This is a genomic window from Cupriavidus sp. 291-E7 (assembly GCF_057798835.1).
This window is the reverse complement of sequence record NZ_JBYOJV010000005.1, coordinates 104,385-120,990: the sequence shown is the minus strand read 5'-3', so window position 1 is coordinate 120,990 and position 16,606 is coordinate 104,385. Positions and strand designations below refer to the sequence as shown.

General features: G+C 64.8%; 16 protein-coding genes. All 16 read right to left on the bottom strand.

Annotated elements, in window-relative coordinates:
• The 16 genes from bioD to AC3FLX_RS10915 all read right to left on the bottom strand — a co-directional run bounded on the left by bioD (position 1) and on the right by AC3FLX_RS10915 (position 16,488).
• The gene (bioD, locus tag AC3FLX_RS10990) at positions 1–750 is read right to left on the bottom strand and encodes a dethiobiotin synthase (protein WP_488696412.1); all 750 of its coding nucleotides are present in this window, start codon (positions 748–750) and stop codon (positions 1–3) included.
• On the bottom strand, positions 747–1,967 hold the full coding sequence (gene bioF, locus AC3FLX_RS10985) for an 8-amino-7-oxononanoate synthase (RefSeq protein WP_488696410.1): 1,221 nt from the start codon (positions 1,965–1,967) through the stop codon (positions 747–749). The genes bioD and bioF overlap by 4 nt, the downstream gene beginning before the upstream one ends.
• Positions 1,957–3,360, bottom strand: a complete 1,404-nt coding sequence (bioA, locus tag AC3FLX_RS10980; protein WP_488696408.1) for an adenosylmethionine--8-amino-7-oxononanoate transaminase — start codon at positions 3,358–3,360, stop codon at positions 1,957–1,959. Before bioA ends, bioF begins: the two co-directional genes overlap by 11 nt.
• Before the next feature lie 469 nt (positions 3,361–3,829).
• Positions 3,830–4,618, bottom strand: coding sequence for an enoyl-CoA hydratase/isomerase family protein (locus AC3FLX_RS10975; RefSeq protein ID WP_488696407.1), 789 nt, complete (start codon positions 4,616–4,618; stop codon positions 3,830–3,832).
• A gap of 24 nt (positions 4,619–4,642) precedes the next feature.
• On the bottom strand, positions 4,643–5,560 hold the full coding sequence (locus tag AC3FLX_RS10970) for a dienelactone hydrolase family protein (RefSeq protein ID WP_488696406.1): 918 nt from the start codon (positions 5,558–5,560) through the stop codon (positions 4,643–4,645).
• Between the two features lie 59 nt (positions 5,561–5,619).
• The gene (locus AC3FLX_RS10965; protein ID WP_488696404.1) at positions 5,620–7,227 is read right to left on the bottom strand and encodes a carboxyl transferase domain-containing protein; all 1,608 of its coding nucleotides are present in this window, start codon (positions 7,225–7,227) and stop codon (positions 5,620–5,622) included.
• 64 nt (positions 7,228–7,291) lie between these two features.
• Positions 7,292–7,726, bottom strand: a complete 435-nt coding sequence (locus AC3FLX_RS10960) for a YchJ family metal-binding protein (RefSeq protein WP_488696402.1) — start codon at positions 7,724–7,726, stop codon at positions 7,292–7,294.
• On the bottom strand, positions 7,723–8,403 hold the full coding sequence (locus tag AC3FLX_RS10955; RefSeq protein WP_488696400.1) for an HAD family hydrolase: 681 nt from the start codon (positions 8,401–8,403) through the stop codon (positions 7,723–7,725). Before AC3FLX_RS10955 ends, AC3FLX_RS10960 begins: the two co-directional genes overlap by 4 nt.
• A complete protein-coding gene (locus tag AC3FLX_RS10950) occupies positions 8,400–9,059 on the bottom strand; it encodes a 2-hydroxychromene-2-carboxylate isomerase (protein ID WP_488696398.1) in 660 nt (219 codons plus the stop codon). The genes AC3FLX_RS10955 and AC3FLX_RS10950 overlap by 4 nt, the downstream gene beginning before the upstream one ends.
• A 51-nt stretch (positions 9,060–9,110) precedes the next feature.
• Positions 9,111–10,241, bottom strand: coding sequence for an acyl-CoA dehydrogenase family protein (locus AC3FLX_RS10945; protein WP_488696396.1), 1,131 nt, complete (start codon positions 10,239–10,241; stop codon positions 9,111–9,113).
• Between the two features lie 12 nt (positions 10,242–10,253).
• Positions 10,254–10,934, bottom strand: coding sequence for an SDR family oxidoreductase (locus AC3FLX_RS10940; protein ID WP_488696394.1), 681 nt, complete (start codon positions 10,932–10,934; stop codon positions 10,254–10,256).
• Positions 10,935–10,971: 37 nt separating this feature from the next.
• On the bottom strand, positions 10,972–12,162 hold the full coding sequence (locus AC3FLX_RS10935; protein ID WP_488696393.1) for an acetyl-CoA C-acetyltransferase: 1,191 nt from the start codon (positions 12,160–12,162) through the stop codon (positions 10,972–10,974).
• Positions 12,163–12,203: 41 nt separating this feature from the next.
• Positions 12,204–12,875: a carbonate dehydratase gene (gene can / locus AC3FLX_RS10930; protein ID WP_488696391.1), complete on the bottom strand. Its 672-nt coding sequence runs from the start codon at positions 12,873–12,875 to the stop codon at positions 12,204–12,206.
• The gene (aceK, locus tag AC3FLX_RS10925; protein ID WP_488696389.1) at positions 12,872–14,683 is read right to left on the bottom strand and encodes a bifunctional isocitrate dehydrogenase kinase/phosphatase; all 1,812 of its coding nucleotides are present in this window, start codon (positions 14,681–14,683) and stop codon (positions 12,872–12,874) included. The genes can and aceK overlap by 4 nt, the downstream gene beginning before the upstream one ends.
• Before the next feature lie 106 nt (positions 14,684–14,789).
• Positions 14,790–15,971: an isovaleryl-CoA dehydrogenase gene (locus tag AC3FLX_RS10920; RefSeq protein WP_488696387.1), complete on the bottom strand. Its 1,182-nt coding sequence runs from the start codon at positions 15,969–15,971 to the stop codon at positions 14,790–14,792.
• Between the two features lie 91 nt (positions 15,972–16,062).
• Positions 16,063–16,488 carry a MerR family transcriptional regulator gene (locus tag AC3FLX_RS10915; RefSeq protein ID WP_488696385.1) on the bottom strand — a complete coding sequence of 142 codons (426 nt, stop codon included), beginning with the start codon at positions 16,486–16,488 and terminating at the stop codon, positions 16,063–16,065.
• Positions 16,489–16,606: the final 118 nt, after the last annotated feature.

Below are 16,606 nucleotides of genomic sequence, written 5' to 3'. Positions count from 1 at the left end.
TCAGGCGTGACGCGGCGCGGCGATATTCGGGGACGGCATCGGTGCCATGCTGCTCAGCAGCGGCCTCAGGTCCAGTTGCTGGGCGGCGACGGCCGGCGCAACCTGCCAGGGCAGTTCGCCCAGCATCGGCGCGTCCAACGCGTCCTGCAGCGTGACGATGTTCTCGGTGGGCAACAGCATGTCCGGGTCGATGCGGTTGGCAATCCACCCGGCCAGCTTCAGGCCACGCGCGCGCACCGCTTCGGCGGTCAGCATCGCGTGGCTCAGGCATCCCAGGCGGATACCCACCACCATGATCACGGGCAGGTCCAGCATCACGGCCAGGTCGGCGGTATTCCACCGCACCGCGCCCACGTCGAGCGGGACGACAAAGCCGCCGACGCCCTCCACCACCACGGCATCCGCCTTGCTCCGCAGCGCGTCAAACGCTTCACGGATCGGGCCGCGCGTGATGCGCTCTCCTTCGAGCGCGGCCGCCAGGTGCGGCGACGCCGGCGTGCGGAAGAAGAACGGGCACATCTCTTCCTGCGGCACGATCACGGAGCCCGCCGCGCGCAGCTGGTCGACGTCATCGTTCTGCCAGCGGTCATCGAGCCATTCGCCGCCCGCGGCGATGGGTTTCATGCCGACGGTGCTGTACCCCGCTTCATGCAGCGCATGCAGCAGCGTGGCCGTGGCGTGCGTCTTGCCGACGCCGGTATCGGTGCCGGTGACAAAGCACGCAAAGCGATCGGGCTTGCTGGCGATCATGCGGCCTCCTTGAGCGCTTGCGGCAAGGCGCGGGCGATGGCTTCCAGCAGCCGCGTCACATCAGCCGCCGTGTGCGAGCCCGACAGCGTGATGCGCAGCCGCGCCGTGCCGGCCGGTACCGTGGGCGGACGAATCGCGCCCACGCGGATGCCTTCGGCCTCAAGCGCGGCGGACAGCGCCAGCGACGCGGCGTTGTCGCCAACGATCAGGGGCTGGATCGCGGTTTCGCTCTCGCCCAGCGTCCAGCCCGCCTGCGCGGCCAGCTTCGCCAGCCCCTCGCGCAATTGCGCGATCAGCTCGGTCAGGTGCGCGCGCCGGCAATGCCCTTCTTCCCCGGCGATGATTTCCAGGCTCGTCAGCAGCGCGTGCGCCACCGCGGGCGGTGCCGCCGTCGTGTAGATATACGGGCGCGCCGTGTTGACCAGGTGCTCGATGATCGTTTCATGCGCGGCCACGAAGGCACCCGCCACACCGGCCGCCTTGCCCAGCGTGCCGATATAGATCAGCCGCTCCGAGCGCAGGCCCAGGTGCTCCAGCACGCCGCGGCCGTTGCCGCCCAGTACGCCAAAGCCATGCGCGTCGTCGACGATGATCCAGGCGTCGTGGCGCTCGGCCAGCGCCAGCAGGTCCGCCAGCGGTGCGATATCGCCATCCATGCTGAACACGCTGTCGGTGACGATCAGCTTCAGTTCGCTCCCGCTGGCCTGCAGCAGCGCGTCCAGCGCTTGCGTGTCGCCGTGCGGATAGCGTTGCACGTCGGCCTTCGCCAGGCGCGCGCCATCGATCAGCGACGCATGGTTCAGCGTTTCGCAGAACAGCGTGGCGCCCGCCGTGCCGAGCGAGGTCAGCACCGCCAGGTTGGCCATGTATCCCGTGCAGAAGTACAGCGCCTGCGCCTGCGGGATATGGGGCGCCAGCCAGCGCGCCAGTTCGTGCTCAAGCTGCGCATGGGCCAGCGAGTGGCCGCTGACCAGATGCGAGGCGCCGCTTCCGGCCCCATAGCGATGCGCGCCTTCAGCCAGCGCGTGGGCGATGGACGCATGGTTGGCCAAGCCCAGGTAGTCGTTGCTGCAGAACGTCAGCAGCGGCGTGGGCGTGGCGTCGATCGCGCCAACCGACTGGTGCGGCGCACAGGCGGAATGGGCGATGCGACGGCGGCGCGTCAGCGATTGCGCTTCGCGCTCGGCGGCGGCGCGTTTCAGATGATCAAGCAGCATGGCGTGCTTCCTCCTTCGGTGCCAGTACTGCCTGCAGCGTGACCAGCAATTGCTCGCCCAGCCAGTTGGCCAGCTCGGCGTCGAAAACATAGGGCGGCATCACGTAGAGCGTGTGGCCGATCGGGCGCACCAGCACGCCGCGTTCGCGCGCGGCCAGATGAAAGTGCGCGGCAAAGTCGGCCCCGGCGGCATCCGGGTCGATATCGGCCGCCCAGATCATGCCGCGCTGACGCACATTGCCGACGCGCGGATCGGCCGCGATGCCGGCCATCGCGGCACCTAGCCATTGCGCGCGCTCACGGTTGCGGGCCAGCACGTCATCGGATGCGAACAGGTCCAGCGTGGCCAGTGCCGCGCGGCACGCCAGCGGATTGCCCGTGTACGAATGCGAATGCAGGAAGCTGCGAGCGATGTCGTCGGCCACGAAGGCGCGCTGGATCTCAGGGCGCGACAGCACGATCGACAGCGGCAGATAGCCGCCCGTGATGCCCTTGGACAGGCACAGGAAATCCGGCCATGCGTGCGCGGGCACCGGCTCGCCACCGCGTGCCTGTTCCCACGCGAAGAAGGTACCGGTGCGGCCGCAGCCTACAGCGATCTCGTCGGCGATCAGGTGCACGCGGTAGCGGTCGCACAGCGCGCGGGCGCCTTCGAGATACGACGGGTCGTACATCGCCATGCCGGCGGCGCCCTGCACCAGCGGCTCGACGATCAGCGCGGCGATCTGGCCGGCGCGCTCTCGCAGCAGCGCTTCGAGATCGGCCAGCGCGCGTTTGGCTACGTCCGCGGCCGACTCTCCACGACCGGCCTGGCGCGCGTCGGGCGACATCACCACATGGGCGCGGCGCGTCAGCGGATCGTAGGCATCACGGAATATCTCGACGTCGGTCACGGCCAGCGCACCCACGGTTTCGCCGTGGTAGCCGTGGCGCAGGCACACGAATTCGCGTTTGGCCGAGAGGCCCGTGTTGCGCCAGTAGTGGAAGCTCATCTTGAGCGCGATTTCCACCGCCGATGCGCCGTCGGATGCATAGAACGCATTGCCGAGCACGCCGCCGGTCAGCGCTTCGAGACGCTCGGCCAGTTCCACGGCCGGTGCGTGCGTGCAGCCGGCCAGCATCACATGCTCCAGCGTGTTCAGCTGAGCGACGAGCGCGGCGTTGATGGCCGGGTTGGCGTGGCCGAACAGGTTGACCCACCACGAGCTGATAGCGTCGAAGTATCGGCGGCCACCGGCGTCGACCAGCCACGGGCCTTCGCCACTGGCGATGGCCAGCGGCGGCTCGTTGGCGGCGGCGTCGGGACGCAGGCGCGTGCACGGATGCCAGACGGCGCGCTGGCTGCGCGCCGCAAGCGTCGTGTCATCGCCGGGATTGGGGACAGGATGTGTCAAGGGGACCCTCCTTTGATTGCCAACTCCGCCCATGCCTGCGCCCGTCACGGCAAGGCCGGGACGCGCTGGGGCTACGGACGGATTGGGGAGGCTCATGTTAGGAAGGTCCTTCTTGTCTTGGCAAACCGGGCGCAGTCAGCGCGTTAGTATCAAGTTGAACGAATATGCGCGATGTTGCTGGCTGCCGTGCCTTGCATGGCACTTCGAATCCGGCTTTTCGCGGGTAACGTCGGGTAAAAGGCTGCTAAAAATTTCTCTCGCGGCAGGTCGGCCTGCCCTCTCCCCCGGCCCCTCTCCCGCAAAGCGGGAGAGGGGAGCAAACCTTGGGCATTTGAAAACCTTCCGGTGTGCTCCCCTCTCCCTTCCTGTGGGCGCGAGGAGCAAACCTTCGGCATTTGAAAACCTTCCGGTGTTCTCCCCTCTCCCGCCTGCGGGAGAGGGGCGGGGGAGAGGGCGGGCGTAACAGGCACTACTGCGGCTTCCATGACGGCGCGCGCTTTTCCAGAAAGGACCGCACGCCCTCACGCCCTTCGTCCGATGCCCGGATCGCCGCGATCCGGTTGGCGGTATCGGCCAGCAGATCGCTATCGATCTCCCGCCCCGCCACTTCCTGCACCAGGCGCTTGCTTTCGCGCACGGCGTTAGGGCTGTTATTGACGAGCGTGGCAGCGATCTCGGCCACCTTTTCGTCGAGATCCTTCGGCGCCGCCACCACGTGCAGAAAGCCCAGGCGCAATGCCTCGGCCGCGTCGAACCGTTCCGCGGTGACAAAGTAGCGGCGCGCCGCCTGCTCGCCCATCGCACGGATCACATAGGGGCTGATCGTCGCCGGCAGCAGGCCCAGCTTGGCCTCCGACAGGCAGAAGTTCGCCGTAGCGGACGCCACGGCGATATCGCACGCCGCCACCAGGCCCATGCCGCCAGCGTAGGTGTCACCCTGCACGCGGGCGATCACGGGCTTGGGACACACCCAGATGGTGTGCAGCATCTGCGCCAGCGTGAGCGCATCGGCACGGTTCTCGTCGTCCGAGTAGCCGGCCATCTTCTTCATCCAGTTCAGATCGGCACCGGCACAGAACGCCGGGCCGTTGCCGGTCAGCACGATCGCGCGCACGTCAGGCGTATCGCCGAGCGCACGGAACGCGCCAGTCAGCTCGGCGATGACCGTTTCATTGAACGCATTGCGCACGTCGGGGCGGTTCAGCGTGACGGTGGCGATATGGCGTTCGGCCGTAACGGTGAGTGTGGTGAATTGCATGTCTCCTCCGGATTATCGTCGTTATCAGGATGTCTGGCCGGCAGTCTTCGCTCTGGCGGGTTGCGCCCGTTCGGGCAGTTCGTCGAACGGCAATCCCAGCCGTCGGAAGAACGCGCCCACCTCCGGCAGCCACAGCGCCACGCCGGCGCGGTTGCTGAACAGCCGGTGCGAATCGCTGTCGAACTCGCCAACGTCGACAAAGCGCGCGTCCGTGGCCGCGCCGCTCACATTGGCCTTGTAGTTGTTGAACATGCGTTCGGGCAGCGGCCAGGGCCAGTAGCTGTCGTTGTCACCGTATATCCACAGCGACGGATAGCGCGCGCCACGGCCATAGTCCCCAAACGCATCGATCAGGTTGTTCTCCCAGCCCACGCAGTTGTCATTGCGCAGACCGCCCGCAAAGTTGACCACGCCCACCACACCGGGATAGCCGACGGCCGACAGCGCCATCGTCGAGAGGCCGCCATGCGACTGGCCGATAACGACGATGCGCGAGGGATCGACGTAGGGCTGCTGCACCAGGTAGTCCAGCGCGGCCATCACATCTTCGGCCTGCATCATGCCGTTGCCACGCACGTCGCAGCTGCCACCCACGTACTGGCCGCCCGACTTCGAAAATCCCTGCCGCATCGGCAGGGCCACCACATACCCGCGCCGCACGAATTCCGCGGTCTGCGCCGCAAAGCGCGCGCGGCCCTGGAATGCGGGCTTGCCGGGCGACTTGCCGTGGTTGATGACCACGAGCGGAAACGGCCCTTCGCCAGCGGGGCGGAAGATCGTAGTCTCCAGATCCACCGTGGCTTCCGCGCCAACCTTCGGCACCATCACAACCTGCTCGACCGATTGCGCCGGCAGCGCCACCTGGGCGATGGCCGAGCCGCACCAGGCGATGCAGGCGATTGCGGCTGCTACGCCGCAGATGGTGGGAACAACACGGGACATGACAACAACCAACCTTCCAATCAAAAATCAAACCAAACGTTAAAAATGGCGCCGCACTACTACATGCGGAATACGCCGAACTTCATGTCGCCAATCGGCGCATTGAGGCTGGCGGACAAACCAAGGCCCAGCACGGTGCGTGTTTGCGCGGGGTCGATGACACCATCGTCCCAGAGCCGCGCGCTGGCGTAGTACGGATGCCCCTGACGCTCATACTGGTCGCGGATCGGCGCCTTGAACGCTTCTTCCTCGTCGGCGCCCCACTGGCCGCCCTTCGCCTCGATGCCGTCGCGGCGCACCGTGGCCAGCACGCTCGCGGCCTGCTCGCCACCCATCACCGAGATACGCGCGTTCGGCCACATCCACAGAAAGCGCGGCGAATAGGCGCGGCCGCACATGCCGTAGTTGCCGGCGCCGAACGAGCCGCCGATGATGACCGTGAACTTGGGCACCTGTGCCGTCGCCACGGCCGTCACCATCTTGGCGCCGTTGCGCGCGATGCCTTCGTTCTCGTACTTGCGGCCCACCATGAAGCCAGTGATGTTCTGCAGGAAAATCAGCGGGATCTTGCGCTGGCAGCACAGCTCGATAAAGTGCGCGCCCTTCAGCGCCGACTCCGAGAACAGGATGCCGTTGTTGGCGATGATGCCCACCGGGTAGCCCCAGATCCGCGCGAAGCCGCATACCAGCGTGGTGCCGTAACGCGCCTTGAACTCGTCGAATTCGGAACCATCGACGATGCGGGCAATGACCTCGCGCACGTCATAGGGCTTGCGCGTATCGGTCGGGATCACGCCGTACAGTTCTTCCACCGGATACAGCGGCTCCTGCGGTTCGTGCAGGCGGATCTGGTCCGGCTTGCGGCGATTCAGGTGCTGCACGATATTGCGCGCCAGCGAGAGCGCGTGATGATCGTTCTGCGCGAAGTAGTCGGCCACGCCGGACAGCCGCGTATGCACGTCGGCGCCGCCCAGGTCTTCCGCGCTGACTTCCTCGCCGGTGGCCGCCTTCACCAGCGGGGGGCCACCCAGGAAAATCGTGCCCTGATTCTTGACGATGATCGACTCATCGCTCATCGCCGGCACATAGGCGCCACCGGCGGTGCATGACCCCATCACCACGGCGATCTGCGGGATGCCCTTGGCCGACAGGTTCGCCTGGTTGTAGAAGATGCGGCCGAAGTGATCGCGGTCGGGAAACACATCGTCCTGATTCGGCAGGTTGGCACCGCCCGAATCCACAAGGTAGATGCACGGCAGATTGTTCTGCTCGGCGATCTCCTGCGCGCGTACGTGCTTCTTGACCGTCATCGGGTAGTAGGTGCCGCCCTTGACCGTGGCGTCGTTGCAGACGATCACGCACTCCTGCCCCGCAACCCGGCCGATGCCGGTGATGATGCCGGCACCGGGCGCGGCATCGTCGTACATGTCGTACGCCGCGAGCTGCGACAGTTCCAGGAACGGCGTGCCGGGGTCGAGCAACTGTTGCACGCGGTCACGCGGCAGCAGCTTGCCGCGACCCAGATGCTTGTTGCGCGCATCCTCGCCGCCGCCTTCGGCCAGCTTGGCGATCCTCTGCCGGAGGTCGGCCACCAGCGTCTGCATCGTCTCGGCGTTGGCCTTGAACGATTCCGAGCGTGCGTTCAGTTTGGTTTCCAGCGTGGGCATGTCTCTTCCTGTGTTCTCTTGATATCGTGCCTGGTCAGCCGGTGACGGCGCGCGTGCGCGGTCGTCAGTCGTTTCCTTCCTGTCCCTTCAGATCGCCATCGACGTACAGCCAGCGTGCCGGCGTGCCTGGCTCACGCGGCTCGAAGACGAAGCGGCTCAACTCTTCCAGCCGGTGCGCGCGCCCGCCCACCTTGTATCGCGCCACAAAGGCCACGGTGGCGTGCGTGTCGTCCTGCTGGGTGTGCGACTTCACGGTCAGCCCCAACCAGCGCGTGCCGGCATCGGCGGACAGGTCCTGCGGACATGTCGACGCATGCCAGGTCTGGCGCAGCCAGCTTTCATTGCCCAGCACGTATGCGCTGTAGCGCGAGCGCATCAACGCCTCGGCCGTTTGCGGCATGGCCTCGCCACGATGAAAGCGGCCGCAGCACGTGGCGTACGTGCCGTTGCCGCAGGGGCAAGGCTCGGCGCCGGCACCGGACTGGCGCTTGCTCGTCATGCGATCAGCTCCGGCAGGTCGCGCATATCGGTAAAGATCGTCTTCACGCCGGTGGCGCGCAGTTCATCGGCATTGGTGCGGGCGGCATAGCCAAAGACAGTCATGCCTGCGGCCACGCCGGCGCTGGCGCCGGTCGGGCTGTCTTCCACCACGGCGCAGCGCGATGGGTCCACGCCCATCGTGCGCGCGGCCAGCAGGTAGACGTCGGGGGCGGGCTTGCTGTGCTCCACTTCGGTCGCCGTGAAGATATGCTCGCGCGCGTCGTCGGTGAACAGGCTCAGCAGGTCCGTATGCTTGAGCTGGAGCTTGACCTTGATACGGTCCGCACCCGACGCCACGCACACGGGCAGGCCACGCGCCTTGATCGCTTCGATCGTTGGGCGGATATGCGGCACGGCTTCCAGTTCCTCGATCAGCGCGGCATCGCGGCGCACGAACCATTCGGACAGGAAGTTGCGCGGCAGCGGCTTGCCGAGACGCGCCTCGATATTGCCAAGCTCGTCGCGCACCGCACGGCCGAGGAACCATTTCATCGATTCCTCGAGCGTGATCTCGATGCCAAGCTCATTGAGCACGCGGTTCAGCACGCGATGGACGATCGGCTCGCTGTCGACGAGAACGCCGTCACAGTCAAAGATTACGCAATCGAAGCGTGCGGCCTGGTTTGCTGCGGTCATGCGGGTTTCTTTTCCTTTGAAATGTCATTGCCGCCGACGGCGCGCAGTTCGGTCTGCCGCCGGCTCTTCAGATGGGCCTCGATCTGCTCGAAGCGATCAAAGCCCCAGAACGGTTCGCCATCGATGATCACGAACGGGGAGCCGAACACGCCCTTGGCCATCGCCACCTCGATCTCCGCCTTGAGCTGATCCTTGATCTGGTAGCTCGTGGCGCCTTCGTTCATCGCGATCGGGTCGATGCCGAGCGTTTCGGCCAGCTTTGCCAGTTCGGCCGGTTCGGCGATGTTGATGTCATCGACGAACAGCGCGCGGTACACGGCCTTGGCGAACGCGGCGGCCAGGTCGGCGCCATGCTGGTTCTGCAGCCAGAGCATGGCACGCGCGGCGTGCTGCGTCGGCAGCGGAAAGTGCGCGGGGCGCTTGTAGTCGATGCCGTGGAACTGCGCGGTCCGTTCGAAATCGCGCCAGCAATACTCGCCCTTGAGCGGAATCGACGGCAGCGGAGACGACCCCGTGGTCTTGAATACCACGCCCAGCAGCACCGGGTGCCACATCACGCCGCGGCCGTACTTCTGCGCGAGTTCGTCGATGCGGGTGCTGGCAAAGTAACCGTAGGGCGAGGAAAAATCGAAATAGAAATCGATGGGGGCGGTCATCGCGGGGGGCTCCGGTTCAGGTGCGACGGTTTGACAGGGACTGCGGAAACTTCATCCAAGCGCGCGGGCGATCAGGATCTTCTGGATATCGCTGGTGCCTTCGTAGATCTGGCACACGCGCACATCACGATAGATCCGCTCGACCGGGAAATCGTTCACATATCCGTAGCCGCCGAACACCTGGATCGCATCCGAGCATACGCGCTCGGCCATCTCGCTGGCGAACAGTTTGGCCATCGCGGCTTCTTTCAGGCAGGGCCGGCCGGCGTCCTTGAGCGACGCCGCATGCCACACCATCTGGCGCGCCACTTCGATCTGCGTGGCCATGTCGGACAGACGGAACTGCACGGCCTGGTGCTGGAACAGCGGCTGCCCAAAGCTCTCGCGCTCCTTCGCATAGGCCAGCGCGGCCTCGAACGCGGCGCGTGCCATGCCGATGCTTTGCGACGCGATGCCGATGCGGCCGCCCTCCAGCCCGGACAGCGCCATCTTGTAACCGGCGCCCTCTTCACCCAGCATGCAGTCGGCCGGAATCCGGCAGTCCTCGAACACGATCTGCGCGGTGTCCGATGAATGCTGGCCAAGCTTGTCTTCCAGGCACGCGACGATGTAGCCCGGCGTCGAGGTCGGCACCAGGAACGCGCTGATGCCGCGCTTTCCCGCCGCCTTGTCCGTGACCGCCATCACGATCGCCACATCGGCATGCTTGCCGCTGGTGATGAACTGCTTCACGCCGTTCAGCACGTAATGGCCGCCATCGCGCGTGGCCGTGGTGCGTAGCGCCGCGGCGTCCGAGCCGACGTGCGGCTCGGTCAGGCAGAACGCGCCGAGCATTTCGCCACGTGCCAGCGGCACCAGCCATTTCTGCTTCTGCGCATCGTTGGCAAAGGCCATCAGCATGCTGCAGACAGGGCAGTTGTTGACACTGATGACGGTCGACGTGCCGCCATCGCCAGCGGCAATCTCTTCAAGTATCAGCGCCAGCGACAGGTAGTCGAGACCCGCGCCGCCCAGTTCCTCGGGCACGGCCACGCCATAGGCGCCCAGGCGTGCCAGTTCCTTGTGCACATCCTTGGGAAAGGTTTTCTCGCGATCCCATTGCGCGGCCTGCGGCGCGATGACGTCCTGCGCAAACTGGCGCACGGCGTCACGGATCATTTCCTGTTCGGGAGTCAGCAGCATGAGCGTCGTTCTTTACCAGGGGATGGCCGTGCCATCGTAGTTGTGGAAGCTGCCGTTATCGTTGTGCGTCACGCCGGCCAGCGTGCGGCGCATGCCGGCAACGCTTTGCTGCGGCGTCAGGTCGGCGTTGGGGCCGCCCATATCGGTCTGCACCCAGCCCGGATGGAGCGCCACGCAGATGGCGTGGCGCGCATCGAGCGACACGCTCTTCAGCACCGCGTTGACCGCCGCCTTGCTGACGCGATACATCCACGCCGCATTGCTCTCCATGCCGCTGATGCTGCCCATTTTCGATGACAGCACGGCCAGCACGCCGCCCCGGCCGTGATTGCCGGTTTCGACGAACGGCAGCAGCAACGGCAGCGTCATCATCGGGCCGAGCACGTTGGCGTGCATCACGGCATCGAAGTCCTGCTGCGCGATCGGCTGCGCACCTTCGGTACGCGGGCCGATCACGCCGGCGTTGTAGATCGCCACATCGAAAGTCTCGCCATCGAGCTTCCAGCCCAGGCCAGCCACCTGGCCGGCATCGGTCAGGTCGATCTGGTGCGCCTCGGCGTCAAGCGCCTTGAGCGCGGCCACGCCTTCGTCGCTGCGCGCGGCAGCCACCACGCGCCAGCCATCGGCGCGATACTGCCTGACGAATTCGAGGCCGAGGCCCCGGGAAGCACCAAGAACGAGCGCGGTAGGCATGGCGAAACTCCAGCTGGTTAGTTGTTATCAGTTTCCGTCAGACGATCTCGATACCGACCGCAGTGGCTTCGCCGCCGCCGATGCACAGGCTGGCCACGCCACGCTTGCCGCCGGTCTTGCGCAGCGCGCCAATCAGCGTGGTCATGATGCGCGCACCCGAAGCGCCGATTGGATGCCCCAGCGCGCATGCGCCGCCGTGGATATTCACCTTGTCACGCGGAATCTTGAGGTCGTGCATCGCGGCCATCGGTACGACGGCAAACGCTTCGTTGATTTCGAACAGGTCCACGCTGTCGGTGGTCCAGTCGAGCTTGCGATAGAGCTTGGCAATGGCCTCCACCGGCGCGGTCGTGAACCAGCCCGGCGCCTGCGCGTGCGACGTATGGCCCAGCATGCGCGCGATCGGCACCAGGCCGAGCCGCTTCGCCGTGGACTCGCGCATCATCACCAGCGCGGCGGCGCCGTCGTTGATCGATGACGACGAGGCGGCGGTGATCGTGCCGTCCTTGGCAAACGCGGGCTTCAACGACGGGATCTTGTCCACCTTGATGCGGCGCGGGCCCTCATCGGTGTCGACGACCGTGTCGCCGCCCTTGCCCGATACCGTGACCGGAGCGATCTCCCAGCGGAAGTCGCCAGCTTCGGTGGCATGCTGGGCACGACGCACCGACTCCATCGCAAAGGCGTCCTGCTGTTCGCGCGTGAACTGGTACTTGGCGGCGCAGTCTTCGCCGAACGTGCCCATCGCGCGGCCTTTGTCGTAGGCATCCTCCAGGCCGTCCAGCATCATGTGGTCGTAGATCATGCCGTGGCCGATGCGATAGCCGCCGCGGCCCTTGGGAATCAGATACGGCGCGTTGGTCATGCTTTCCATGCCACCAGCCACGGCGACGTCGAACGATCCGGCCAGCAGGCCGTCGTAGACCGTCATCGCCGCGCGCATGCCCGAGCCGCACATCTTGTTGACCGTGGTACATGCCACGTCCAGCGGCAGCCCGGCGCCAAGCGCGGCCTGCCGCGCCGGGGCCTGCCCCTGTCCGGCGGGCAGCACGCAGCCGAACACCACTTCCTGCACCTGCTCCGGCTTGATGCCGGCACGCTCGACGGCGGCGCGGATGGCCGAGGCACCAAGCTGCGGCGCTGTCAGACTGCTCAGTTCGCTCTGGAACGCACCCATCGGGGTGCGTGCCGCAGAAACGATGACGATGGGATCGCTCGGATTTTGCATGTCTGTGTCTCCTCGAAGCAGGTGGGCTTCAGTCGTGGTTATCAGCGGATCGATGCTTGTGGCGGATCGCCGTATTGCTGCAGTGCTGCGGCGATCTGCGCCTGCAGTTCCGCATTGCTGCTGGCGGCCATGCCCAGGTCGCGCAGCAGGCCGTCGGACACGCCGTAGATCCATCCATGAACCGTCACGGCCTGGCCGCGGTCCCAGGCGTCCTGCAGCACGGTGGTCTGGCAGATGTTGTTGACCTGCTCGATCACGTTCAGCTCGCACAGGCGCGTATGCGCATCGTCCTCGCGCAGCACGGTGCCCAGGTAGGCCGAGTGCTTGTCGGCCACGTCCTGCACGTGGCGCAGCCAGTTGTCGCACAGGCCCACGCGCTCGCGCTTGAGCGCCACCTTCACACCGCCGCAGCCATAGTGGCCCACCACGGTGATATGGCGAACCTTGAGCACTTCCACGGCGAACTGGATCACGGACAGCGCGTTCAGGTCGCTATGCGAGATCACGTTGGCAATATTGCGATGGACGAACACCTCACCCGGAGCCAGTCCCAGGATCTGGTTGGCGGGCACGCGCGAATCGGAGCAACCGATCCACAGGTATTCGGGCGCCTGCTGGTTGGCCAGGCGCGTGAAGAACGTGGGGTCTTCCGCGTTGACGCGGTCTACCCATTCACGGTTGTTGCGGAACAGCTGGGCGATGGCGTCACTCATGCTGCCCTCCTTGCGTCGTCAGTTGATGCGGCACCGTAGCGGTGGATGAAGCGTTCTTTTTGTTGATAGGCAAAAAAGTCATGAACATGGCCGGCCAGGAGCCGGTCCTTGTGTTGCTGCCACATGGCAGCGTCAAAGAAGTCGGAATGGTGCCGCAGAAACGCGGCCCGCACGCGCGGATCCCCGAGCAGGAACGTGCGATATGTCTCCGGGAAGATGTCGTGCGGACGTACGGTGTACCACACCTCGCCCGACATTTCCTCTTCCTCGTTGCGCGGCTCGGGCACGCGCCGGATATTGCAGTCGGTCAGGTACTCGATTTCGTCGTAGTCATAGAACACCACGCGGCCATGCCGCGTGACGCCGAAATTCTTGTAAAGCATGTCGCCCGGAAAGATGTTCGCGGCCATCAGTTCCTTGATGGCATCGCCGTATTCCCGGATGCCGTGGTCCACCTGTTCGTCCGTGCCTTCCTGCAGCCAGATGTTCAGCGGCGTCATGCGCCGCTCGATATACAGGTGCCGCACCACGATTTCGTCGCTGCCGTCCGCGCCGCGCTGGCGTTCCAGCATCGACGGCACCTGCTGCTCCAGCTCGCGCACCAGTGCATCGTCAAAGCGCGACAGCGGAAAGGCCACGTCCGAATATTCGAGCGTATCGGCCATGCGGCCCACGCGGTCATGCTGCTTCACAAGCTGGTATTTCGATTCCACCAGTTCGCGCGTGGTTTCCTTGGGTGCCGGGAATGCGTCGCGAATCACCTTGAACACATACGGAAACGACGGCAGCGTAAATACCAGCATGACCAGTCCGCGAATGCCGGGGGCAACGATGAACTTGTCCGACGAATGCTGCAGGTGGTGCAGGAAGTCCCGATAGAACAGGTTCTTGCCCTGCTTCTGCAAACCCAGCGATGTGTAAATCTCCGCGCGCGACTTGCGCGGCAGCAGGTCGCGCAGGAACGTGACGTAGGCCGACGGGATTTCCATATCGACCAGAAAATAGGCGTGGGCGAACGAGAACAGCACCAGCAGTTGCTCGGGATGCAGCAGCACCGTGTCGAGCATCAGCTTGCCCGATGGCCCGTGGATGACCGGAATCGCCATCGGATACGTCTGGTCGCCATTCAATACCCGGCCGATGATGAAGGCGGACTTGTTGCGATAGAACAGCGACGACAGCGTGTGAACCTGGAAATTCGGCGCGATGCGGAATTCGCCCGCATGCTCGCGGATCGCCCGCAGTACGTAGCCGATGTCGCGTTTCAGGTCTTCGAACGGCGTCTCCAGCTGAAAGTTGTGCACGATCCGCTCAAAACACGCAGCCATGCCTTCGCGGCTGCCCGGGTAGTAGGCGCGATACGTTGGCTTGGTCGGCGATTCTTCGTTTTCGATGTACTCGGTCGACACGGCCGGGCGCACGAAGATGAAATCGTTGTTGAAGTACGAACGGTGCAGGATGCGCGTGCAGATCGAATTGAAGAACGTCTCGGCAAGTTCCGGCTGGTGGTGATTCGTCAGCAGTCCGATGTAGTGCAGCTTGATCTGCTGCCAGATATCGTCCTCGATCCGCTCCGCGTCGTATTCGTCCTGCAGCGTCACCACGGCCTCGTGCACGCGCTCGTTGTAGTAAGCGATGCGGTCGCGCTGCAGCTTCTGCAAGCCGTGCCAGTCCGCTGCCTCGAAGCGGGCCTTGGCCGCGATGCTGGCCTCGCGGAACAGCCGGTAATGCTTGTCGAACCCGTCCAGCATGGTCCGCGCCACATCGTAGGCAATCTGCGAAGAGAGCAGCTTGGGGAAGTGCGACATGACTCGAAGGGTTCCGGACGCGCGGTAGGACGGCTCGCAATCGAAATTGTAACGGCGTTCGGTACTTACCTTCGGGTAGCTCCGAACGCCGGGATCACTTCTGAACTTACATGGTTTCCGCGAACAGTTCGCGGCCAATCAGCATGCGGCGGATCTCCGAGGTGCCCGCGCCGATCTCGTACAGCTTGGCATCGCGCCACAGCCGGCCGACCGGATATTCGTTGATGTAGCCGTTGCCGCCCAGGATCTGCACCGACTCGCCAGCCATCCACGTTGCCTTCTCGGCCGTGTACAGGATGACCGCGGCGCAATCCTTGCGCACCTGGCGCACGTGGTCGGTGCCCAGTGCATCGAGGTTCTTGCCCACCGTGTAAAGGTAGCTGCGCGCGGCCTGCAGCGTGGTGTACATGTCGGCGACCTTGCCCTGGATCAGCTGAAATTCGCCGATGCTCTGGCCAAACTGCTTGCGGTCGTGGATGTACGGCGTGACCACGTCCATGCAGGCCTGCATGATCCCGACCGGGCCGCCCGACAGCACGGCGCGCTCGTAGTCCAGCCCGCTCATCAGCACCTTGGCGCCGCTATTTTCGGCACCGAGGATGTTTTCCACGGGCACTTCGACGTCCTGGAACACCAGTTCGCCGGTGTGCGATCCGCGCATGCCCAGTTTGTCGAGCTTCTGCGCCACCGAGAAACCCTTCATGCCCTTTTCGACGATGAATGCGGTCATGCCACGCGCGCCGAGGTCCGGCTCGGTCTTGGCGTAGACCACCAGCACGTCGCAGTCCGGCCCGTTGGTGATCCACATCTTGGTGCCGTTCAGCACGTACCGGTCACCCTTGAAGTCGGCGCGCAGCTTCATGCTGACCACATCCGACCCGGCGTTCGGCTCGCTCATGGCCAGCGCGCCAATCCATTCGCCCGATATCAGCTTGGGCAGGTACTTCGCCTTTTGGGCGGCCGTGCCGTTGCGGTGGATCTGGTTCACGCACAGGTTCGAATGGGCGCCGTAGGACAGGCCGACCGACGCCGATGCCCGGCTGATTTCCTCCATCGCGATCATGTGCGCCAGGTAGCCCATGTTGGCGCCGCCGTATTCCTCGGCCACGGTGATGCCCAGCACGCCCAGGTCGCCCATCTTCTTCCAGGCGTCCATCGGAAACTGGTCGGTGCGATCGATTTCGCCGGCGCGCGGCGCCAGCTCGGCCTGCGCCCAGCTGCGGACGGACTCGCGCAGCATCTCGATGTCTTCGCCAAGGTCGAATTTCAGGCCGGGAAGGTCAGTCATGGTCGTGTCTCCTGTACGTGTCCGGGTATTTTATTGACGTTTACGTAAACGTCAATTGGTATGGCCGCCAAGTGCGGTTTTGCTTTCGTTTTCAGGCCGTGCGTGCCTTGCCCGCATCATGGTGGGTAGCCAGCAGGGCCTTGCACTGGCGTTCGTGCTGGTCGATTTCGGCCAGTTGGGCTTGCAGGTCTTCCATCTGGCGTTCCAGCGTGCCGCGATGCTGGGCCAGCAGATGAAGAAAGCGTTCCAACTGCGGTGCCGTATCACGCGGCGACTCATAGAGATCCAGAATTTCGCGGATTTCATTGAGAGTGAGTCCCAACCTTTTGCCGCGCAGCGTGAGCTTAAGGCGCGTACGCTCGCGGCCGTTGTAGACGCGCTTGCGGCCGCTGGGCCCTTCGCGGTCTGGCGAGAGCAGGCCCTGGTCTTCATAAAAACGGATCGCGCGCGGCGTAATCTCAAACTCGCGCGAAAGGTCGGTAATCGTGTAGGTGGCGGAAGATGGCTGAGCCGACATATGGCGTCCTGCAAAAATGAACGGTCGTTCGCGTATTCGTTGCGCAATCAACTTTTTCGTCTAAGATGACGTGCATGGCTTGCGAATTGACGTTAACGTTAGCGTCAACCGGAGCGCA